Source organism: Prevotella marseillensis, from assembly GCF_900625065.1.
Classification (GTDB): Bacteria; Bacteroidota; Bacteroidia; order Bacteroidales; family Bacteroidaceae; genus Prevotella; species Prevotella rara.
Genome location: NZ_UYXY01000001.1, coordinates 2,261,588 through 2,284,165 on the forward strand (window position 1 = coordinate 2,261,588; position 22,578 = coordinate 2,284,165).

Annotated in this window: 20 protein-coding genes and 2 pseudogenes; 7 read left to right on the forward strand and 15 right to left on the reverse strand. The window is 41.4% G+C overall.

Features of this window, described 5'->3' with window-relative positions; genetic code table 11:
- Positions 1-207: 207 nt before the first annotated feature.
- The 3 genes from EJL04_RS09180 to EJL04_RS09190 all read right to left on the reverse strand — a co-directional run bounded on the left by EJL04_RS09180 (position 208) and on the right by EJL04_RS09190 (position 3,337).
- Positions 208-840 (reverse strand): recombinase family protein, encoded by a 633-nt coding sequence (locus tag EJL04_RS09180; RefSeq protein ID WP_029428808.1) that lies wholly within the window; start codon positions 838-840, stop codon positions 208-210.
- A gap of 158 nt (positions 841-998) precedes the next feature.
- A complete protein-coding gene (locus tag EJL04_RS09185) occupies positions 999-2,159 on the reverse strand; it encodes a tyrosine-type recombinase/integrase (protein ID WP_125104727.1) in 1,161 nt (386 codons plus the stop codon).
- Positions 2,156-3,337, reverse strand: a complete 1,182-nt coding sequence (locus EJL04_RS09190) for a site-specific integrase (protein WP_125104728.1) — start codon at positions 3,335-3,337, stop codon at positions 2,156-2,158. Before EJL04_RS09190 ends, EJL04_RS09185 begins: the two co-directional genes overlap by 4 nt.
- A 224-nt stretch (positions 3,338-3,561) precedes the next feature.
- On the opposite strand from EJL04_RS09190, the pseudogene EJL04_RS09195 reads away from it, so the two are divergent.
- The 5 genes and pseudogenes from EJL04_RS09195 to mobV all read left to right on the forward strand — a co-directional run.
- Positions 3,562-4,299 (forward strand): annotated as a pseudogene (locus EJL04_RS09195) (hypothetical protein); the annotation flags it as partial.
- 430 nt (positions 4,300-4,729) lie between these two features.
- Entirely contained in the window at positions 4,730-5,068 is a 339-nt protein-coding gene (locus EJL04_RS09200) for a helix-turn-helix domain-containing protein (protein WP_420899301.1), read from the forward strand.
- Positions 5,069-5,070: 2 nt separating this feature from the next.
- A complete protein-coding gene (locus tag EJL04_RS09205; protein ID WP_125104729.1) occupies positions 5,071-5,379 on the forward strand; it encodes a hypothetical protein in 309 nt (102 codons plus the stop codon).
- 44 nt (positions 5,380-5,423) lie between these two features.
- Positions 5,424-6,032, forward strand: a complete 609-nt coding sequence (locus tag EJL04_RS09210; protein ID WP_125104730.1) for a helix-turn-helix domain-containing protein — start codon at positions 5,424-5,426, stop codon at positions 6,030-6,032.
- A gap of 268 nt (positions 6,033-6,300) precedes the next feature.
- Positions 6,301-7,737, forward strand: coding sequence for a MobV family relaxase (gene mobV, locus EJL04_RS09215; RefSeq protein WP_125104731.1), 1,437 nt, complete (start codon positions 6,301-6,303; stop codon positions 7,735-7,737).
- Here mobV and EJL04_RS09220 read toward each other — a convergent pair.
- Positions 7,727-8,758 (reverse strand): hypothetical protein, encoded by a 1,032-nt coding sequence (locus tag EJL04_RS09220; RefSeq protein WP_125104732.1) that lies wholly within the window; start codon positions 8,756-8,758, stop codon positions 7,727-7,729. The genes mobV and EJL04_RS09220 overlap by 11 nt on opposite strands.
- Before the next feature lie 48 nt (positions 8,759-8,806).
- Positions 8,807-9,613: a tyrosine-type recombinase/integrase gene (locus EJL04_RS09225; RefSeq protein WP_057256673.1), complete on the reverse strand. Its 807-nt coding sequence runs from the start codon at positions 9,611-9,613 to the stop codon at positions 8,807-8,809.
- A 60-nt stretch (positions 9,614-9,673) separates the two neighbouring features.
- On the opposite strand from EJL04_RS09225, the gene EJL04_RS09230 reads away from it, so the two are divergent.
- Positions 9,674-11,056, forward strand: a complete 1,383-nt coding sequence (locus EJL04_RS09230; protein ID WP_125104733.1) for a restriction endonuclease subunit S — start codon at positions 9,674-9,676, stop codon at positions 11,054-11,056.
- Here EJL04_RS09230 and EJL04_RS09235 read toward each other — a convergent pair.
- From EJL04_RS09235 to EJL04_RS09280, 10 genes are all read right to left on the reverse strand, one after another.
- Positions 11,036-11,512 carry a restriction endonuclease subunit S gene (locus EJL04_RS09235; RefSeq protein ID WP_174522446.1) on the reverse strand — a complete coding sequence of 159 codons (477 nt, stop codon included), beginning with the start codon at positions 11,510-11,512 and terminating at the stop codon, positions 11,036-11,038. The two genes, EJL04_RS09230 and EJL04_RS09235, sit on opposite strands and share 21 nt — an antisense overlap.
- 8 nt (positions 11,513-11,520) lie before the next feature.
- Entirely contained in the window at positions 11,521-12,111 is a 591-nt protein-coding gene (locus tag EJL04_RS09240; protein WP_125104734.1) for a restriction endonuclease subunit S, read from the reverse strand.
- Positions 12,108-13,676, reverse strand: a complete 1,569-nt coding sequence (locus tag EJL04_RS09245) for a restriction endonuclease subunit S (protein WP_125104735.1) — start codon at positions 13,674-13,676, stop codon at positions 12,108-12,110. The genes EJL04_RS09240 and EJL04_RS09245 overlap by 4 nt, the downstream gene beginning before the upstream one ends.
- Positions 13,677-13,691: 15 nt before the next feature.
- The gene (locus EJL04_RS09250) at positions 13,692-14,198 is read right to left on the reverse strand and encodes a hypothetical protein (RefSeq protein ID WP_125104736.1); all 507 of its coding nucleotides are present in this window, start codon (positions 14,196-14,198) and stop codon (positions 13,692-13,694) included.
- A 40-nt stretch (positions 14,199-14,238) separates the two neighbouring features.
- On the reverse strand, positions 14,239-15,264 hold the full coding sequence (locus EJL04_RS09255; RefSeq protein ID WP_125104737.1) for a PDDEXK nuclease domain-containing protein: 1,026 nt from the start codon (positions 15,262-15,264) through the stop codon (positions 14,239-14,241).
- Between the two features lie 37 nt (positions 15,265-15,301).
- Positions 15,302-16,813, reverse strand: a complete 1,512-nt coding sequence (locus EJL04_RS09260; RefSeq protein WP_057256679.1) for a class I SAM-dependent DNA methyltransferase — start codon at positions 16,811-16,813, stop codon at positions 15,302-15,304.
- Between the two features lie 14 nt (positions 16,814-16,827).
- Positions 16,828-19,224: an EcoAI/FtnUII family type I restriction enzme subunit R gene (gene hsdR / locus EJL04_RS09265; protein WP_125104738.1), complete on the reverse strand. Its 2,397-nt coding sequence runs from the start codon at positions 19,222-19,224 to the stop codon at positions 16,828-16,830.
- Positions 19,225-19,290: 66 nt separating this feature from the next.
- Positions 19,291-19,497: a helix-turn-helix transcriptional regulator gene (locus tag EJL04_RS09270; protein WP_005680006.1), complete on the reverse strand. Its 207-nt coding sequence runs from the start codon at positions 19,495-19,497 to the stop codon at positions 19,291-19,293.
- Positions 19,498-19,663: 166 nt separating this feature from the next.
- Positions 19,664-20,818, reverse strand: a complete 1,155-nt coding sequence (locus EJL04_RS09275) for a site-specific integrase (protein ID WP_125104739.1) — start codon at positions 20,816-20,818, stop codon at positions 19,664-19,666.
- Positions 20,819-20,842: 24 nt separating this feature from the next.
- Positions 20,843-22,009 carry a site-specific integrase gene (locus EJL04_RS09280; RefSeq protein ID WP_125104740.1) on the reverse strand — a complete coding sequence of 389 codons (1,167 nt, stop codon included), beginning with the start codon at positions 22,007-22,009 and terminating at the stop codon, positions 20,843-20,845.
- 231 nt (positions 22,010-22,240) lie between these two features.
- On the opposite strand from EJL04_RS09280, the pseudogene EJL04_RS09285 reads away from it, so the two are divergent.
- Positions 22,241-22,552: pseudogene (locus tag EJL04_RS09285) on the forward strand (hypothetical protein); the annotation flags it as partial.
- Between the last annotated feature and the right edge of the window lie 26 nt (positions 22,553-22,578).

The window sequence follows — 22,578 nt, forward strand, 5'->3', positions numbered from 1 at the left end:
GTATTTTGAACAGGAGATATTGTTTCCTTTATCATCTTAGACGTATTTCGCTTTGTTCCATTTATAATTCTTGCTATTGCCATTTTGCCTACAAAGATAACTGATTTTAATGAGAAAACACAACTGCGAGGTTGTTTTCTGCATAAATAAGGCGAATTTGTGCGGTTTTAGTGTCATTTGTAGCTGTTTATTCTTCAAAATGAACTTTTATAGCATCATCAATCGCTTTACTCGTTGCACCGTACTCACACCCTTGCCACTCAGTTTCGCCACATCCCGAATTGAATATCCCTTGCGGAGCAAACTTATTACTTCCCTATATTCGGTCTTTATCTGTTCTGTAGTTTTTATAGAGCCAACCTTGCGTCCGAGTTTTCCGCCTTTCTCTATATACCGCTTCCGTCCAGACTGCAATCGAAATGAGATATTATCACGTTCCAATTGCGCACAGGTCGAAAGCGTGGCTATCATTATCGGGGCAAAGAGGGATGGATGTCCTTCATCGTCCAATAATATAAGCTGTTCCTTTTGTATGTAGAGGTTAATGCCACAGTCAATGAGTTTCTTGACAGAGGCAAGCACCTCAAACGCATTGCGACCCAATCTTGACAGCTCGCTGACAAGTAGGATTCCAATGCGGTTTGCCTTGCAGTATTCCATTGCCTCACACAACACTGGACGCTCATCATTCTTCTTTGCGCCAGAGATGTGTTCCTCAAAGACCTTGAAGACTTCGATACCCTTATATTTTGCATACTCCGACAAGTCCTTGACCTGTCTTTCCGTGCTCTGTCTGTCACCCATACTGGAGACACGAGCGTATATTACTCCTGTTGTCATCTATATCAAAGATTAAATTGAACATGAAAAAGCCTGTGCCCAGATAAGTCTTGCAGATTTATTTGAACACAAGCGTTTTTTGAATACAGCCTGACGGCAATTTCCCAACAAAAGGGAAGAAGTAAGACTTCTCCGTTGTTCGCACTCTGCTGTATGTCTCAATCAAACACGCCATTAAACAGATTGACCGCCTCTATCTTCTTTTCAAGAGCCACTTTTGCATAAACTTCGGTTGAAGTTATGCTTCCATGTCCCAAAACATCCTTCACTGCTGATATGTCAGCTCCTGCTGAGATAGCCAACGATGCTGTCGTATGCCGTGAGCAATGGTAGGTCAAATCCTTTTCTATGCCAGCCTTTTCTTTAAGTCTTCTTACGTATTTCGATACGTTGTCTGACTTCTTGACAAGGTGAAACACAAGACTTTCCGGATTGTCATCCGTCCGAGGTGGCAACAACGATTGTGCCATTTCATTGAGCGGAATAATGGCAGGACGCTTAGTCTTTCGCTGTATGATGCTGATTGTCGGCACGCCATCTATCATTTTAATATCACACCACCTTAGATGCTGCATATCGCCAAGGCGAATGGCAGTCATGGATGATAAACCAAATGCGAGTTGTACGGTTCGTTCATTCTCGCATTCAGCTTCCACCGCCAGGAAACGTGTGAGTTCTTCGGGCGTAAGATACTCTCTGTGTTTGTCAGGAGCATGGAAGCGTTCCAACTTGTTTAGACTGTGTACAGGATTGAATTTAACAAGTCCTTCACGCATAGCCTTGTTAAATATCGCTTTGACTGTTTCCTCAAACAACAGTAATGTGTAATCAGCCAACCGTCCTCCGTTGGTCTTGATTTGGCGTTTGTTGCGATACTTGTTGCGCATATAATCAAAAAGACCGCAAATTTCATCTTTACTGACATCTTTCAGCAGGATGTCTTTCTTATCTACTCTCCGTAAATAAGTGGCGATACGCTTGCGGACAACATTCTTATGACCTATCATCTTCTTGCAGTTGCCACAATCAACAGACCATTTGATATATTCATCGCACCATTGAAGCCAAGTCAAGCCGTTGCCTTGTTCTTCGCTTTTGGCATTCTCTTTCTCCAATACAGGAGGGGTGAGGATGCGCTCTGCTCGTATCTCCATAGCCTTGTTGTATGTAAGCCGATTGTGCTTTGCTGCACCAACGGCATCATCGGGCAAGAGATAGAGATGCAAGTTTTCTCTCTTGCGGAAGCCAGTCTCGTAGTATTCCAGATATAAGGCTCTTTTGCCTTCCGTCAGCTTACGTTCCTTGATTTCTATCTTCATTGTATTACTGGTATTTGGTCAAACATTCCGTTCACGAGGTTCACGGTTTCCAACTTCTTCTTGTCAACAATCTTGGCGTAAATCTCCGTCATCTTGATGCTCTTGTGTCCGAGTATCTTACTTACTACATAGATACTTGCACCAAGGGTCAGGAGCATCGTAGCCGCCGTATGTCGTGAGCAATGGTAGGTTATATGCTTGGTTATTCCTGCTGCCTCCATCCATTCTTTCAGCACCACTTCTACAGTTGTAGATGTGATTGTCAAGTTGTGGAAGATATTGTCTACGCCTTCTTCTCTTTTAGGCATCCACTTCTTTGTTTCTTCCGACAAGGGGATGGTTACTCTATCCTTGGTCTTGACTTGGATATGGTCAATGTATTCCGTCTTGCCGTCAGCAGCCTTGTGGATTTCACTCCAGTTCAAGGCTTTCATGTCGCTATATCGCAGACCGGTGAAACAGGAGAATAGAAAGGCTTTCTTCACCAGTTCATAACGGCATGGTGTGTTCATCACCTTCTTTATTTCCTCTATCGTCAGAAACTCACGCTCAGCCACTCGCTTCTGTGGCTTCTCCTTTGCCTCCAACAGCAAGAATGGATTTTGCTCAATCAGTCCGTCCCTTACTGCCTTTGCCAATGACGAGCCGAAATAGTTGACGAACATACGGCAAGTGGTGGTGCTGAGTTGTTTCTTTCCATCATTGTAGGTGCAAGTCTTCAAAAAAGTAATGAAGCCTTTGCAAAACTCCTTATCCACGTCTTTCAACAGAAACTCTGGCTTGCCTATATGTAATAGGTATTGGTCAATGCGAGCATGAGTGTTTCGCTTTGTCTTCATGGAAGACTCAGACAACTCGGCATTGTACTTCACAAAGTCATCCATCCACTTGGTAAGTGTCATGCGTGACTTCTTCACCTTGTCCCAATCCACAAGACCCTCTCTCTGGATGTCAAGAATGCGCTGCGCCTTGATTTGCTCTGCCAACTTTCTTGTATTGGCGTTTTGCAACTTGGTAGCAGCGTTGATTTCTGGCACAAGATAGAGTTTCAGCGTCTCTTTCTTTCTCAATCCCTTCTGGTAAATGTCAAGATAGAGGCTGATGTTGCCACCTGCTATCTTCTTTTCTCGGATGCGCACAGGCTCCTTCAAACGGATTTCTTTCTTCTTTCGTCCCATTTTATTTCCTTTCTTTTCTGATGTTAATATATTCTTTTATCACTGATTATCAAGCATTTAGCTTGCGATGCAAAGATAATACAACGAGGGACAAAAACGAGACAAAAGTGGGTAAACAATCCGCTAATTTAGGAAAGAATAACGAACCAATCCAAAATCGGCTTCCATTCCTAATAGACTGTAAATCAGTGATATTACATCACCTTACTATCCTTTCATTTCCGATGGTTAGACCCGCTTGGGATAATTGGTGGGTCGTTCAAATGTGTATGGCACTCGCAGCCCTCTTCTCTATCGTGGTGGCAGCGAACATGGCCTACAAGATGATGGTGAAGCATGAGCCACTGGATGTGATGAAACTATTCAAGCCATTGGTGATAAGCATCATCCTCTGTTGGTGGTACCCACCTGCCGATACAGGCATGACGAACAGTGGCAGCAATTGGTGCGTACTGGACTTTCTGAGTTACATACCAAACTCCATTGGAAGTTATACCCATGACCTATATGAGGCGGAAGCCACACAGATAGAGGACAAGTTTACGGAAGTTCAGCAGCTCATCTACACCAGAGACACGATGTACACCAACGTACAAGCCCAGGCAGACATTGCCCATAAGGGAACAACAGACCCGAATCTGGTGGAATCGACCATGGAGCAGACAGGTGTGGATGAAGTGACCAACATGGAAAAGGACGCAGCCAAGCTGTGGTTTACCTCACTGACTGCAGGAGCAGTGGTGAACATCGACAAGATAGTAATGCTGATAGCATTGATCGTGTTCCGTATCGGTTGGTGGAGCACCATCTATTGTCAACAGATACTGTTGGGAATGCTGACGATATTCGGACCGATACAATGGGCGTTCTCGCTACTGCCGAAATGGGAAAGCAGTTGGGCGAAGTGGCTGACAAGGTATCTGACAGTGCATTTCTATGGAGTGATGCTCTACTTCGTGGGATTACTTCGCTATGTAACTCGCTGATTATCAGTGTTGCTATTTTGTAAAACACCTCCACGTAACAAACATGCAACAAAAATTTCCAAATAATAAAGAGATAATTGCGTATTTGTAACTATAAAATTACAGCCCAAGCACCATTTATGCATTTTAAGGCTGTTTTGAGGGTTTGACAACCAAGTTCCAAAAACAGTGTTTCTCTTGTATTCTTACTATCGTTTCTAAGTTTGATTTTGTCTTCACTTTATTTCATTCAAGTATGATTTAGAGTATGAAACAACTTCATTATTATAATATAGCTTAAGATTTCGTCATTGACCAAGCATTTCTAACAGAATGAGAAATTTCTTACATACCTTTGCACCACTTTCAACTTGCAATCACAAACAATGGTCATGATGAAATAGTCAAATTATAACATCAACAGATTATGGAATCACGAACCAATCAAAGCGTTACTCCAGATGTTCAAGCACTCATGCTGGAGAACCTAAAACTCGCCAAGCGAGTGGAAGTGCTTGAAAATACTCTGTCAGCAGGTAAGGAAGTGCTGACTTTGGAAGAAGCTGCCCAATTTATGGGAGTGACAAAAAGTTCGCTCTATAAGATGACACATGAGCAGACCATTCCTTATTACAAGCCGAATGGCAAGATGGTGTATTTTGAGAAAGCTGAACTCTTGACATGGATTCGCAGAAATGCGATTGCGTCAAAGGCACAGGTTTCAGAAGAAGCCAACCGTATCTTGAAAAATCTAAGTGTCAAGTAGCCATGAGGACAACAGAATTTGAAGCCAAGAAGGAACAGGCAGTCAAACTGTCTGTCCTCTGGGCTAAGACAGGACTTCGTGAACTATCCATGAGGGATGCCGTCAATGATTACATTGAAGCAAGTGGTGCAAACCAAGCCATAGACAATGACGAACAAGCCATTTTGTATGGAAGATGTGCCGTTGCATTACGAGTAAGCATAGAGGCAATAAACAGTCTTAACAAAGATGAACTTCAACGCTTGGATAGAAAACTCATGGAGATTGTCAGTGAGGATATGCCACGGCAACAGCATGGTCTTCACCGATGATTTGTTGTCCTTTCAGTCATTCACCATTTATAAACCATTCGGACATGGAAAGAAAAGAGATAGACAAAACTCGCCCTGTCACTTACTATTTGTCATTGACGGACGAACAACTGAATTTTCTCAGTAGCAACGAGGGAGGCATCAACAGAATACAATGTTTCCGCAGACTACTTCACCACACGGCAACTGCCGATACCACCTATACCAAGCGTGGCATATCCAAACCACTAATGCAAGGACAAACTTGTGTATCTGCCCTTGAACTTTCAAAGGAATGGAACTGCAACCGAAAGACAGTTATCCGCTTCTTGAAACAGTTGGAACAGTTGGGTATCGTAACAATAAAAACTGATTGCCTTACCACCATTATGGATATGAGGTGCATAGCAGCGTGGAAGCATGAGGGTGAAACGGTTTATACAGCCAATGCCCTTTATAAGCGAGACAACGGCAAAGCGAAGTCGGAACAGAACCCGAACAAGTCTGTTTCAGATCCGACTTCTTCAACTTTACATTTGCCTTCTTCCGATTCATCAGAAATCACTCCTTCGGAAATGGAGCAAATCCATTCCTTGGAAGAAATCCCTGATGATGTGAGAGAGCAGTTGTTGGCGGAAGATGTAGAGCATTTCCACGAACAACGTGAAATGTAACCTTTCGTTCTTTTTAATCTTGGCATTTGCCTTCATGCTGTCAGTTTGCCAGTAAGAACGCAATGCCAAGACTTCATCAAAACCGTTTTAGAGCAGTGAGGGTACACAACAGAAGAGGCTTGCCTATATGTACGCATAATGTAGATGGGGAACATAATCCTCGGTATGGTTATCACCAACCGAATTATGCTCCATCGGGCAAGCCCTCAGGAGGACACCAGAGCAAGCTCATTTTAATATTTCATTACCCCATCTAAGAAATAACATTATGCCAGAATACCAAGTGTTTCACCAACAAGCCGTCAAGTCGTTTTCGGCAGGTGAAGACAACGAACATCAGAGGCGTTGGACGGAATCCCAATGGGAAGCCAAAGCCTCCAACAAGAAGTTTAACTACGACAAGAGCCGTGCGCATCTCAACTTTGAGATAGTCAAGGGCAGTAAGATTGTACCTCTCGGCTCTTCTAAGCCCATTTTGGAGCGGTTTCAAGACCGTTTGGAAGCCACTGGTGCGGAAGACCCTAACAAAGGGCTTGAAACGCCCAAATACCGCATTGCCTGCAACATGATATTTTCGGGCGATGCCGACAGAATGCGAGAAATGGCTTTCGGAGACCAGAATGTGGAGCGAGCGAAAGGCGCAGACAACAGTCATGTCAAGCGCAAAGCGGAGATAGAATTGTGGGCAAAGGACATCTACAAGGCTGTTGCCGATGCATGGGGCGAAGACAACATCATTGACTTTTCCGTTCATCTTGACGAGTCTTCACCGCATATCCATTGTCTTGTAACGCCAATTATGTACGATGAGAAGAAACAGAAGATGCGTATCAAATACCGAGATACTTTTGGTGGTGACGCAAACAAACTGGATGCTATCCACGACTACTTGGCAGAGGTCAACAAAAAGTGGGGCTTGGTACGTGGCGAATCCGTTTCGGCTACCAATGCCCAGCATGTCCCTCGTGACGAATGGTATAGACAACTCCAAGCCGAAAGCCGTGAGTTGGAAATCGCAAATGGCAAACTGGAACTTGACATTCGCAGAAAGGAGAATGCCGTTAAAGGTCTGAAAACGATGATAGAAAACCTCACTCACCAGAAGTTTGAGGTGGAGAACAAAATCCATGAGGTTGAGAAATTGTTGGAACAACAGAATGGCGAACATTCCGAGTTGTCAAAGGAACTGGAACGGTTCAAAAGTCAGTTGTCCACCTTGGAGTTCAAGCTGACGGACAAACGAGAAAAACTGAGTGCAGCCGATGAAGCCCTTGCCGAGTTCAGAGCCATGACAAGGGCGCAAAAGTCTGAGGCTGAAACATTGCGTGTCGTGCAGGAGCAGACATCACGTACTTTGCAGACATACGCCCAAGCCTCTATTCTTGCTGGCAGTTTTCAAGAACTGCTGACTATGAGCAGTAGAATTTGCGCCAATGTACCCGAAGCCAAGAAAATGGCAGAGAACACCATTATTGAAGATATGTGCGATATGCGTTTCAAAGATGTACTTGGCACAGCCGTTAAGATGTTCATTGAGGGCATCAATGGGGCAACAAGCATCACGCAGTCGGGAGGTGGCGGTGGCTCCAATTCGGAATTGCCTTGGAGGGATAAGGACGAGGATATTTTCAGCTTTGCCAGACGCTGCATGAGATTCGCCCACAGCAAACACTATCCCAAAAAGAGTTCGGGCATTAAGCGGTAGTATCAGCGAGTATTCGCTTCCAGACATCAATATCAGGGAAAGGCATGTATATTTCAAAGAAACCATCGAAATATGCCACTGTCTTTCCTTGATTTATTTTCGCCTCTGCATAGGCTCTGCTTTTGTACTTGTCGGCAAGGCGTAACAATTCCTGTTTCTGTTTCTTTTGCTGATTTTCAAAGAAACTTATTGCAAGAACAAGCAACTCCTTTACACTATTTGTAAGCCCTGCCTTGTCATAGATATAAAGCAGACGGTTGTAAGGCTCTGGCTTCCAATAGCCATTGGCAATCAGCTCTTCATAGATATTGGTTGCAGTGATGTAATCCTTGCTTTTTTCGGCAACCTTTGCCTTGCGTAGTTCATCCTCTATATGGCTGATAATATCTTCTATCTGATGGCACACTGGAATGTCTTCTGAAAACAATGTGTCGTTTCCATTTGTATAGAAATCAAATTCGGGCAGTTGAGCAATCAAACTTTTGTATCGGTTTGCCAATGTATCTTTGGTGGTAATGTTTCTGTGGAGATTGGCTTGTTTGGGTAGTTTGTCTTCTCGTTGCCTTATTACTTCCCTAAATTCGACAACAAGCGCATCTTGGCTGAATTTTGCAGGGACAAGCAATAGAATACGCTTGGCATCACTCCATTGTTCTTTGTTTGTATAATGGCGAAGTAGCCAATTATATGGTTCAAGGTTCAATGAATATCCTTTTTGAACCGCACTCTCGTATTGGCATTTAGTCTGTTCTGTGTCATTTGCTTTCAGATATGACCTTGCCTTTATAACATCTGTAACACCAGGCATTACCAAAGGCTGCTTGGTGAACTGTTGAGGTACATTTATAGAAGAAGGCAAGGAAACGGTCTCTTGCGTGTTTGTCTCCTTGCCTTTGTCGTTGCTGAATATGTCTTTTATCTTCTTGAATAGTCCCATGCGTATTTTCTTTTGACTGCAAAGGTAATGCAAAACGCTGATAATCAATTCTGCTTGTTGTAAAAAGCATATACTCGTTTGCATAGTTTAATAGCATGGATAACATATCAAAAGATATAGAATATGCTCCGATTACCAGGTTATCACTTTGTCAACTATCTCTTGTTGCTCAATGCTGCTTCTTCGTAGATAGATACGTGTCGTTTCTATGCTTTCATGTCCCATAAGGTCTGCAAGCAGGGCAATGTCATTGAACTTCTCCAAGAAATTCTTAGCATAACGATGGCGGAACGAGTGAGGGTACACCACTTTTTCATTCAAGCCATACTTCACCGCATAGTTCTTCAACTGCTGTGATATGCCTCTTGTAGTAATACGCTCGCCAAAGCGATTAAGAAAGAGATAGCCACTTGTGCGATTGAGTGTCTGCAACCACTTTTCTGTTTCTGTGCGCAATGTCTTTGGGATATAGATACGCCGTATCTTGCCACCCTTGGTGTAGATGTCGTAATAGCCTACTTGCACGTGCTCAATCTTGATTTGCACAAGTTCGCTCACTCTGGCACCAGTCGCAGCTAAGAAACGCACCACAAAGTACCACTCCAAGTTGTCTTCCTTCTTCAATTTGTTCTTCAAGAAGGTGTAGTCGGCATTGCTGATGACATTCTCCAAATAAGAACGTTGCTGCACCTTGACCGACTTCAAGCGGAGTTTCGTCTTGCCTACAAATACAAGGTACTTGTTCATCGCCTGAATACGGAGGTTTACCGTCTTTGGCTTGTAAGTCTCAATCAAGTAGGTCTTGTAAACCAACAAGTTTCTCTTGTTCAGCTCTTTGTGTCGAGAGCCAAACTCCTTTACGGCATACAGATATGCCGAAATCGTGTTCTTAGCCATATTGCCTTGACTTAGGAACTCTTCAAATTTGTCTAATTCCATTTCTATTCGTTTATTAGTGAAACATTAAGTTGTCCTAATAAATAGGCATGGATTTGTTCTATGAGTTCCTATTATGAGAAGATTATTGCCACAGGGGAGGTGAAATGTATTGATGAGGAGATTCCATTTGAAATACCTAAGAGTTGGGAGTGGGCACGGTTTTCTACAATTGTAAATATGTCGCCGAATGTATTTGCAGAAGATGATGAAAATGCGGCCTTTATGCCTATGGCATTAATAAATGCAGGGTACGGTAGTGGATATTCCTATGAAACCAAGCAATGGAAATTAATCAAAAAAGGGTTTACAAAAATGGCTGTAGGTGATATTGCCTTTGCCAAAATTACGCCTTGTTTTCAAAATAGAAAATCATTTATTTTGGGAGATGTTCCAGGAAAAGTTGCTGCTACAACAACGGAACTTAACGTACTTCGTATATATGGACAAACATTATCTGCTTGGTATGTCTTATATTTTCTAAAATCTGATTATTTTATTAAATACGCGAAATATAAAGGAACCGCTGGACAACAAAGGGTTTTATCATCATATATTCAAAATAAACTTTTTCCTATACCTTCATATAATGAACAATTTAGGATTGTAGAAAAGATCCAAGGAGTATTGCCTATTGTGGATAAATATGAAAAATTACAAAATGAATTAGATAAAATTAATGTTGTGACTTTTGATAAATTAAAAAAATCAATACTTCAAGAAGCTATTCAAGGTAAACTTGTTCCACAGATTACAGAAGAAGGTACAGCACAAGAATTGCTAGAACAAATAATGCTTGAGAAACAAAAACTTGTTAAAGAGGGCAAGCTAAAAAGATCTATCCTCAATAATTCCATTATTTACAAAGGTGACGATAACAAGTATTATGAGCAGATAGGCAAAAAATGCTGGGATATAACTGAGCAAATTCCCTTTGAAATCCCAAGTAATTGGGAATGGTGTAGAGTTCGTAATGTATCAAACTCTTATATTGGTCTAACGTATAAACCGACAGATATAGACGAGAAAGGAACTATCGTATTACGTTCCTGTAATATACGAAATGGCAAGTTAGCATTAGATGATATTGTAAGAGTAAGTTCTTCCATATCAGAAAAAATGCTTATAGAAGAGAATGACATCATCATTTGTGCAAGAAATGGAAGCAAACGATTAGTAGGAAAATCGGCTCTTATAAAGAATTTGCCAGAGCCAATGACATTTGGCGCATTTATGGCAATATGTAAAACTCCTATTTACGAATATATGTTTGCTTATTTGCAGTCTGATTTGTTCTTTGGGCAGTTGAGAGATGTGAGTAATACAACCACAATCAATCAACTAACCCAAAACAAATTCAATGATTTTCTTATTCCGATACCACCTGTAAGGGAACAAGAGCGTATTGCTTTCAAAATAAGCCAGTTATTTCAAGAGTTGCGCTGACAACTCTATCTTTTGGACTATTCTTTTCTGTTCTTGAAATGGCGGAATGCCAATTATAAGACCATAGAAAAGCTCCTTGTTGAGGTGTGGAATTGCTGCACCTTTCTTAGAATTGCGTAAAGTTTCTTTATAAAACTGTATAAATGCCAATATATAAGGTTCATACATTGAAGAACTTATCCATAGTTGCTTGAAAGTACTACCCATATAGCCATCTTGTGGAACGATGAAAACTTCACCAGAGTTTTCACCGTCCACAAGCATTATATTGTCACCTTTATATACAAGTTTACCTTGTTCTACTATAGTTTCAGAACTTTTACCACGTAAGTATTTTGCATCTAACAAGCATTGCTTGCCAATGGTTTTCAAGCCGTCTGTAAGTTGGCAAACAGCATTTAATCGAGCAAGAGACCAAGAACTCGGAATTTCAAAAGGCAGTTCTATTTCAGACACTTCGCTTCCTATCTGCTCATAATACTTGATAAAACCTCATTTATTTTGCCAACTATTCTACTTTGTTCTGCCATTGGAGGCAATGGTAGATACAACTCTTTCAGCCGTTCTTTACCAAGATTATAAAAAGCAGCACCAGACTTCTTGGTTATTCCTCGCATAGCCTCAATTAGGAATGGACTTTGAAGAAAATACGCAAGTAGCAGGGAGTGATTAAAGGCTTGAATGTATGGGCTAATGATGAATACAAAACCGCCAGCACTAACATTATTGTAGTCTTTTTCTATTACTGCCATTTTACCAATATTCTCCAAACTGGTTACAGCAGGAGTAATAATGCAATTCTTCTTTAGAATGGTATTTGCATTGACAAACTCTTCTGACACAAATACGTCATCATCTTTGAATATATACTTATTGGGTAGAATGTTTCCACCACGTAATATTCTAATGCCTTTCTTGTTTGCGTTTGCTTGCTCTTTTTTGAACGAGGCACCTGTCTGTATTTCCAACAAGTCTTTGACTTTGCACCAAACCCATGTTTCGGGTATTTGAAACGGCAAAAACTCATCAATACAAACAGGACTATCGTCTATCAACTCATAATACTTGTTACAGACTTTATCTTTTGTACTATACGTTGTTGTTCAGCAAATGGCGGAATTGGAACAAGGTAGGCTTTTACTGTCTTTGTCGCCAATTCCTTTTGTTTTGTACTGCCGTCCGATTTGTCTTCTATAACAGACTGTACCGTATTACTTGCAAAATAGTAGTACAGGTATTCTGAAACGATGTGCGTTTTATATGGACGAATTACAGTAACATGGCTGTCAGCAACAGCCAATTCATAAGGATTAAGTATCATGTAGTATATAGCCATTCGACCTAATGTTCCCAGTCCTGTAGAGTTCCACATCAAATCTCTATCTTGCAAAAAATACTCTTCATTATATGATGAAATACTCTGTGGTTCAATAAATTTCGCTTTCTCGATGGAAAATCCATCCCATTGATTGCATTTCTGAGCTACAACAGGATATTTCTTTATTGGGCTATATTTGGGCGATTTGCCTCTATGTATAAAAGAGCAAATATCGTCAAGTCGTACCCATGCCCAATTTGACGGTATCTCAAATGGTATTTCTTCATCAATACATACTGCCCCATCTTCCGACTTCTCCCAATACTTGTTATCGTCACCACGGAAGATAACAGAATCGTTGAGGGCAGACTTCTTTAGTTTGCCTTCCTTGACGAGTTTCTGCTTCTCAGCTTTTATTTGTTCAAGTAGCTCTTGTGCTGTACCTTCTTCTGTTATTTGAGGTACGAGCTTGCCTTGTATAGCCTCTTGGAGAATAGATTTCTTAAGAGATGCTTTTATATTAGAATCAAGAATCTCTTTTTTGTTTTGGAATGTTCCATATCTTTCAATTAGAGGAATAATATTTTCTATTTCATGTACAATCCTTTTTTGTTCATTTACAGGTGGAATTGGTATTAAGCGAGGTTTCATATTCTCCATAGAAACATGAACCATAGTACTTCCTGTTGTTGATGCTTTTACTTGCGTCTTATCAAACAAAAAGAAATAATACAAGTATTCTCTAAACAAAACCCTTGAATTAAACTTGACATTCCAAATATGATAATGAAAAATCGTTTTATCACCATTCCATATTTGTGGACCAAAAGAAGCAGACCATGCATAAAGCAAGTCGCCATTATAGCAATACTTGTCTTCTGGCAATTCTAAGTCTGAATAATACCACTCGTTATTTGTAAAGAAGTTACCAACACGAAGTATTTTGTATTTTCCTTGCGACAATAGCTCTTCTTTTTTATATGCCCTACCATTTACAAAAGTTATAACATCTTGCATTCTACACCATTCCCACCCCTGTGGTATCTCAAATGGTATCTCCTCATCAATACATTTCACCTCCCCCGTAGCAAGCAACTTCTCATAATAGGAATTGTCCTCACCACGGTAGATAATGGATGCGTTCTTGTCACGCTTGATTTTCTTCTCCTTGATCAAGCGTTCTTTCTCTTGACGAATCTTATCAAGCAAAACGCTTGCTGGTTCGTCATTAGGGTCTTGCGGTACAAGTTTTCCCTGTATTGCCCATTGTAATATGCTATTCTTTAATTGCTTTCCGTTCATTGTAATTTTCTATCGTTAGAAATCATTGTCCTTATTCTTCTGCTTCAAGAAGAACTGATAAAGTTTCTTGCCTATTTTATCTTTGGCAAATGTCCGCTCATGCTCAATAGGTATGGTAGATAACCTTATCTTAGCCACGCCTTTTTTCAACAACTCAAATTGTTGTGGACTTATCTTGAATTGAGCTGTAGAACTGATTTCTGTCACTGGAAGGACTATATTGCCAGAAACAATACCTGCCGTTTCAGAGCCGCTACCAATCTGAGAACCATAAAGTTTTATAACTTCACCATCGAATGTTTTCAACAACATGGTTGATTCTTTCAGGAAATTCAGTCGGTCTGACTTTACGGTTGCGATAATGTAATATGCCGTATCTTGCTTTGCAACGCTATATTTCATGTTGCATCCCTCGGCAGCCAAAGGTCGATATGTATATCCAACCGTTTGTGCATTTATATTGACACTGCACATAGTCAGTACAATAGACAAAATGATTAGTATGCCAATATTACTTTTCATAATTATGCTATAAAATCGAAATGTCCTTATTTTATTGTTGTTACTCTGCTTCGTCCAATAATTTGTCAAGTTGCGCTTGCAGTTCTTCACGCTTTGGCAAATAGAGTTGGTAACGTGCCACAAACAATTGATTGGTTATGCCTTCCAAGGCATACTCCATCAGAAGTTCGTCTTTTCTTGCTCCCAAAACTATGCCAATGGGTGGATTATCGTCAGGTTGACATACTTCTGTTTTGAAATAGTTCAAGTAGAGGTTCATCTGCCCAATATCACCATGCTTTATCTCTGCTCGCTTCAAATCAATCAACACATAGCATTTCAAGATACAGTGGTAGAACACCAAATCCACCTTGAACTGTCGGCTTCCAATCTGCATGGAGTATTGTCTGCCCACAAATGCAAAGCCACGTCCCATTTCCAAAAGGAACTGCTCCATGTGGTCTTTCAGAGCCTTTTCCAAGTCACCCTCCTTATAGCGTTTTTGTTTGGGAAGTCCTGCAAATTCAAGCACGAAAGGGTCACGGATGATGTCTTGCGGAGTTTGTACTTGATGTCCCTCGTTAGCCAAAGCAAGAACTCCTGCTTTATCTGTGCTTAGTGCAAGTCGCTGAAACAGACAACTTTTCATCTGTCTTTTCAGCTCCCTAACCTTCCAACATTCCTTGATGGATTCCTTATAATAGAACTGCATTTCAAGTGCATTATCACACTTCAAAAGTTCATAATAATGGCTCCATGTCAATTTGTGGGACAGTGTCCCACATTTTGGGAATGCCAAGTACAACTTACGCATATAGGTAAGATTTGTTCGGTTAAAACCTTTACCATTTCTTGCTGTCAAATCCTTTGCAAGGTTTACAAGTAACCTTTTGCCATATTCAGCTCTTTGTTTACCACCCTGTTCAAATTCAACGATATACTTTCCAGTTTGCCAGTTGGCATCAAGCAATTCCGTATTGACCGCAGCAATGGCTTTTGACTTCGCCTCACCCCATAGCGTGGTTATGTTGTCTATCAACTTCTGATAGGCAGCATCATTTAAGTTTGTCAAACCTTTATTCTCCATGCCAATCTTTTAGATTTGTGGAACACCGTTCCACATTTTACAATTCGTCCACATTTACATTTATCCCCAAGATACGCTGTATCTCCGCCAATGTCTTATCAATTTCATGATCAAGAGCTTTGCGCTTCTTGAAATAGTCGGCAAGCAGTTCGGCAGGAGGCAAGATTTCTTCATCCTCTTTCGGGAACTTGCACAAGTCGAAGTTGCAATCGGTGGCGATAAGGTCTTCAACTGAATAGCAACGAGATTTCTCGTCACCATCAGCAATAATGATCTCCTTACGGTCGTTCCACCACTCACGGATTGGGTCGCAATGTTCCGACTTCATGGACTTTGTCTTGGAGAAATGCTTGTAACCCTCTGGCATATCCAAACGATAGAACCACGTTTCCTTTGTAGAATAGCCCTCTGGAGCACCCTCCGCACTGGTATTGTCGAAGAATAGAATGTTCGTGGCAATGGAAGTGTAGGGCGCAAAGATGCTGCCTGGCAAACGGATAATGGTATGCAAGTTGAAATCTCTAAGCAGCTTGGTCTTGATGGCTATCTTTGTGTTGTCTGCTCCAAACAGGAAACCGTCTGGGACAATGACCGCTGCACGACCATTCTTCTTCAAGCGATACATGATAAGCACCATGAAGAGGTCGGCAGTCTCGCTACTGCGCATATCTGAAGGGAAGTGTGACTTGACATCCGATTTCTCGTTACCACCGTATGGTGGGTTCATCAACACAACATCAAACTTGTCTCCGTCTGTATAGTTGAGTACATCTTTTGTAAGCGAGTTGTCGTGATATACCAATGGCGTGTCGATACCATGCAGCAACAGGTTTGTCACACATAGCATATACGGGAATTGTTTCTTTTCTATGCCAAATACAGACTGATTGTACTCTTTGCGGTCTTCTGCTGTTTTGACCTTCTTATCCAATTCGCCCAACCAGCTTGTGATGAAACCTCCTGTACCACAAGCAAAGTCTGCCATTTTCTCACCAATCTGCGGATTGACTATCTCTGCCATAAATTCGGTTAAGGCTCTTGGGGTGTAGAACTCACCAGAGGAACCAGCCGACTGCATTTCTTTGAGAATAGTCTCGTATATCTCACCGAAAGCATGACTTTCCTCGTAGTCACCAAGGTTCAAACCGTCAATCACATTCAGCACTTGACGAAGTTGAACTCCGTCTTTCATATATTGGTTGGCATCCTCAAATGTGGTCTTTACAATCGCCTGACGGATAGGGGTAGTTGGTGTTATCTCTATGTTTTTGAGTTCCACAAACAATGTGTTGTTGACAAACGAAAGCAGCTCATCACCAGTCAAGGCTTTACCGCTTCCATCGTCATGCGCCCAGTTGCGCCAACGGCATTCTTCTGGAATAATAGACTTGTAATCATCATCGTCCAACTCCCAGTCATTCTCTTTCTCGTCATAGACTTTCAAAAACAGCATCCACGCCATTTGTTCTATGCGTTGCGCATCACCGTTGATACCGGCATCATTGCGCATTATATTGCGTACTCGTTTTACGAAATTTGATAAACTCATATTATGTTTCTATTTTATGCTATATTATATATGTATTGTTCCAGTTCCTTTACGGCATCAAGATAGCCTTGCTTGCCACCAAAGAACTTCACGATGTTTGCCTTTGAGCCCAATTTGCGGAATGGGTCATTTTCAAGCACAGTAAGGCTTTCCAATTCAGACACACCTTCCTTGGTGTACTTATCCAACAGGGCTTCAAGCACAAGTCGTGCCTGTTCACCATACTTGCTGAATATGTCTCGTTTCTTCACTTGTTCGGCACGCTCATGTCGTGTAAGTGTTTTCTTGCCGTAGGCTATATGGCAGATGAAATCGAAATCATCCACATCGTCCATGTCTTGGTCGTGCTTCAATGCTGCAAGATCAATACCACTGTCTTTAAGCATTTCAGCAATATCTGACTTTTTCTTGGTTTCTTGCCACTTGGAAGTGAATGTATCAATCGTAGCGTATGTGTCTATGATACTTTTCTTTGTATAGTCGGTAATGCTTTCCGTGCGAAGCAACTTACCATTTGTGTCATAGACAGAAACGACCTTGTTAATGACCTTTACTGTACAACCGTCCGAGTTGACTATTGGCTTAGGCTGTTTGGGCGGTTGTTGGCAAATACATGGTATCTGACCACATACTGGGCAGGGCTCTGGTGTCGTTTTGGGACACACGCATGGATTCTGTCCACATACAGGACAAATATGTGGTTTAGGCGGATAATTTGGGTCTATCTCAATCGGTCCATCCCAATCAGGGTCAGCAAACAATCGTGTTACATTGCGGAAGTCCATTACTGTGAAGTATGTCTTTCCTTCTTTCTCACGAAGACGAGTGCCACGACCAATTATTTGTTTGAACTCTGTCATAGAGCCGATTTGTTGGTCAAGCACAATCAGTTTTGTCATTTTGCAATCAACACCTGTTGAAAGCAACTTACTTGTAGTTGCTATGACAGGATATTTCTCGGCAACAGAAATGAAATAATCCAACTTGCCTTTTCCGTGTTCGTCACTACCAGTTATACGAACCACATAGTCAGGATTTTTCTTGCACATGTCAGCATTGGCATTAGCCAAAGCCATACGCATACGTTCCGCATGAGTTTCATCAGCACAGAACACTATGGTCTTAGCCATGCGATCTGTACTTTTCAGATAGTTGGTTATCTCTTGCGCAACTTCCCTTATGCGGTCTTCTATGACAATGTTATAGTCATAGTCGCTGTTGTTATAAATGCGGTCTTCTATCTCATTGCCGTAAATATCCTTTTGTCCCTTTGTCGGTCTCCACTCATCGCCAATGTTGGTTGTGATGTTGATTACCTTGAAAGGAGCAAGGAAACCGTCCTCAATTCCGTTTTTAAGACTGTATGTATATATAGGCTCACCAAAGTAGCCAATACTTGACTGGTACTTTGTTTCTTTTGGTGTTGCAGTCATACCTATATGAGTAGCCGAAGAAAAGTATTCCAAGATGTTTCGCCAGTTGCTATCATCCTTTGCGCTACCTCTATGACACTCATCAACGATAACAAGGTCAAAATAGTCTGGGTTAGGAAACAACTCCTTATAATTCTTGGCATCATTCTGTCCAATCAACTGTTGATAGAGTGCAAAGAACACTTGATAAGAACCCAATTCTTCCAAGTGGTTCTTGTCTTTTGAGTAATCTATCTTGTGCGTTACCTTTTCTAATGGTTTGAAGTCCTGCTGTATGGATTGGTCAACCAATATGTTGCGGTCTGCAAGATACAACACTTTCTTCTTCAAACCACTTTTAAGCAAACGCCATACAATCTGAAATGCAGTATATGTCTTGCCTGTGCCAGTTGCCATGACAAGGAGCACACGGTTTTGTCCTTTGGCAATGGCACCAACTGTGCGGTTTACTGCATTGCGCTGATAATATCGTGGCGGAAATATATTCTGACCAGTGCAGAAAGGCTGCTCTATAATAGCCAACTCTTGCTCATTAAGTCCGCTTCCATCGTTAGCCTCATTTTTATATCTTTCGATAAGTTCTTCTTTTGTTGGAAATTCGTCCATAGCAAAAGTGCGTTCCTTGCCTGTCAAGAAGTCATGTTCGGCAAAACCTTCACCATTTGAACTGTATGCAAACTTCACATCAAGCATTTGGGCACAGGTCATGGCTTGTTGCAATCCATGAGAAACAGAATGATTGGCATCCTTTGCTTCTACAATAGCAATGGGTGTTGCCTTATTTGCATAAAGTACATAGTCGGCAAACTTCGGTTTCTCTCTATGCACAAGATTACCATGAAGGCTAATTTTACCGTCAGTAAATTTAACCTTCTGTTCCATGAATATACTATCCTTTGACCATCCCTTGCTTGTGATGGCTTCGTTGATATAGCGGAACTTGATGTCCTCTTCTGTAAGTTCTTTGCTTATGCCCATGTTCTAATAACGTTTTATTATCGGAAGTTATTTTGTCCAGTTCTAAAAATCCAGCATTTGGCATTATTATTCTCGCTCGTCCTCGTCTGTTATCAAGTCCTTCAAATCGACTTGTAGAATTTTTGATATTTCAAGCAATGTTTCCAAATCTGGCTGGTATTTATTTCTGGCGTAGCAGTTTACTGTACTAAAGCTCTTCCCAAGCTGTTTTGCAAGCCATGTCTGAGAGATGCCTTTTTCTTCCAACGTGTCTTTAATTCTGTTCAGTTTCATATTTTCACCGAATTTTACTGCAAATATACATTAAATTTTGCGATAATAATTCGTTATATGGCTCTAACAGGTAAAAATATAACGATATTTCACACTTTCATACCCATTCGATACGAAATAAGGGAATAAAGAGATTTTATCCTCCTTACTCCCTTTCTTTTCTTCCCTAATTTCCAAATACTTTTTCCACTCGCTTGACGGCATCCGCTCTCATCTGCATGGCTACGGAAGCATATATCTGTGTTGTCTTAACACTTTTATGACCCAATAGTTTGCTCACAGTCAAGATGTCACATCCTGCGAGGATAGCCAATGTTCCAAAAGTGTGCCGACTTGTGTGAAATCCGAGAACCTTTGTAATGCCAGCTCGTTTTGCCATGTGCTTCAAGGCTCTGTCACAGTTGCAGATTTGCGGTGTGTTAAACACAAGGCTATCTTCACTTTTATCTTCCCTGTCGGGCAACCATTCCAATGCCTTTTTGCCTAATGGTATCAGAATGGGGTGCTTGGTTTTCTGCATACGAGGCAGATAGATAGCCAATCCCGCATCAGTTTGGCGAATATCCTTCCATCTTAAGTTGGATATGTCACTATGTCTTAAACCTGTAAAGCAACAGAACATATAACATTGTTTGGTTGCAGGACTGCCTGTTTCTACGGAAGCCAATGACATGACCTCTTCTTTTGTCAATGCAACGATATTACTCTCTGCCTTGCTGACCCTTTCCCTTATATCCAATGAAGCAAAAGGATTTGCACTTATCAGACCGTTTCTGACCGCCTTATTCAATATGGTGTTGAGTGTGGTCTGCATTTGGTGCATGGTGGACTGTGCCAACTTTTGAGGGTTGCTTGGAGACTTTGGCGAAACATAGATGTCCCTCATATAGCTCAAGAAGCCCACATATACGTTTTTATTGAAGTCTATCAATCGTATGCCACTTTTATGGCTGTATTTCATATATTGGTGCATGATGGCTATCAGCTTCCATACATTTTTGATGTAGTTCTGAGAATACGCTTGGCTGTTAATCAATCCCTTGTGATAATCAAGCAGCCATTCATAGAAAACAGGCGATGCCTTTCTTAATGCCGTTTCATCTGGAGACTTTGCCTCCTTACGAATACCAAGGAGTCTTTCTGCTTTTATAGCGACCGCCTTTTTCATGGCGTTCTTGTTCTCTCGCTTTGCGTCTTCGTTTACCTCTGGAACAAGGTACAAATGCAGTGCCTCATATTCCCTTTTACCATTCTCATAGCAGTCAAGGTATAGCGATTGACTGCCATTTTTTAACACTCTTGTTCTTATCTCTATACTCATTTTCAGTTACCTTTTTTATTAGTGCTAATCAAATAGATTATCAACCTTGTTGACCGCCTCCACTTTTTTCTCGTCCACTATCTTGCTGTATATCTGTGTTGTAGAGACATTGCTATGCCCCAATAATTTGCTTGTTGTATAGATGTCAACTCCAAGTGTCAGCATCATCGTGGCGAAGGTGTGCCGTGAGCAGTGAAACGAGATGTGCTTTTTAATATCAGCATTTTGCATCCATTTACGAATGTCGTGACATACCGTTGGAGTGCCTGGCAAAGTGAATATTGGCTCGTTCGGGTCTTCCTTTTCATTAAGGCAGTTCAGAGCCTCTTTTGATAATGGAACATTGACGAGTTTGTTTGTCTTCTCCATGATTGTGCGGACAAACTTTGTCTTTCCGTCAGATGCGAGAAACACCTTGTTCCATGTGAGCGCACGTACATCACCCAAGCGCAATCCTGCAAAGCAAGAGAAGATAAATGCCTTTTTTACTTCCGTGTTGGCGCAGTCCGCTTTCATAATGGCTTTCAACTCGTCAATGGTCAGATATTCTCTTACGCTTTCGGCTGGCTGATGCTTCTCCTTAGCATCCAACAGTTTCATTGGATTGCTTGCTATGATACCCTCACGCACTGCCTTATTCAACGCTCCATTGAATACCGCTTGATGATGATGTGCGCAACCTTGACTGATAATAGCTGTAGCGTCTTTCTTCACTCCATGATGTGCCGTTTTCAAAAACTTCACGAAGCCACGGCAGAAATCAACATCTATTTCTGACAAACAGATATTGATGTCGCTAGTCGTGGCAAGGTACTGTTCTATCTTGTGGCGCATCTCCTTTCTGCCTTTCAATGTGGATTTGGCAAAGTTGCCGTCCGACTGCTCATATTTGCAGAGCCAAGTCAGCAGTGGCATATTCTCCTGCTTGATTTTCTCCCATTGTTTGATGCCACGGTTCTGCAACCCCAATATTCTTTCAGACTTCACCTTGTTTGCCACTTGCATAGCGTGTCTGTTCTGGTCTTTTGAAATCGGGTCTTTCTCTGGAACGAGGTAGAGCGACAGCGACTCGTATTTTCTGACACCATCTGAATAAATGTCGAGATAGAGGCTGATATTTCCATTCTTCAACTTGCGCTGACGAATGCGAACAGGCTCTTTCGGTTTTGATACTTTCTTTTGTCTTCCCATGCTGTTATATGCTTTTATTTGTTTCTATTTTATGCCCCCATTCGGGTTTCTCTGAGGTCAAAGTTATAAAGATTATTTTGTTTCGCGTAACAAACGTGCAACAAAAATGTACCAAAAATAGATTTTTAACAGTCAAGGAAATAAAAGAAATCAAATCAAAGAAGTGTCTGTGTATCAATGGGATAACGTGTATTTTCTTTGATTTGTTACGACTTTGTTTTACGCCATAATATCCTCTACTTCGTGGGCTTCTATGTGCTATTGCTCTTCGACATCGTGCTCTGCATACAGGTGGAGAACCTGACGGCTATCACCGCCAGTGAGCAGACGATGGCGGCATATTTGCAGAACTCGTTCTTCTCGGCAGGGTATCTGATGGCAGCAAGTATCGTTGCGTTGAAGTGTCTGAACTTAGTTCCAGACCTTGCGGCATGGATGATACCAGAGGGCGATACCGCATTCTCTACCAGAAACTTCGGTGAGGGTGTGGCACAGCAAGCCAAAATGTCGGCACAAGGAACACTTGCCCATGTTGTTCATTAAAGGTAAAAAGGTAAATAACGAAATAG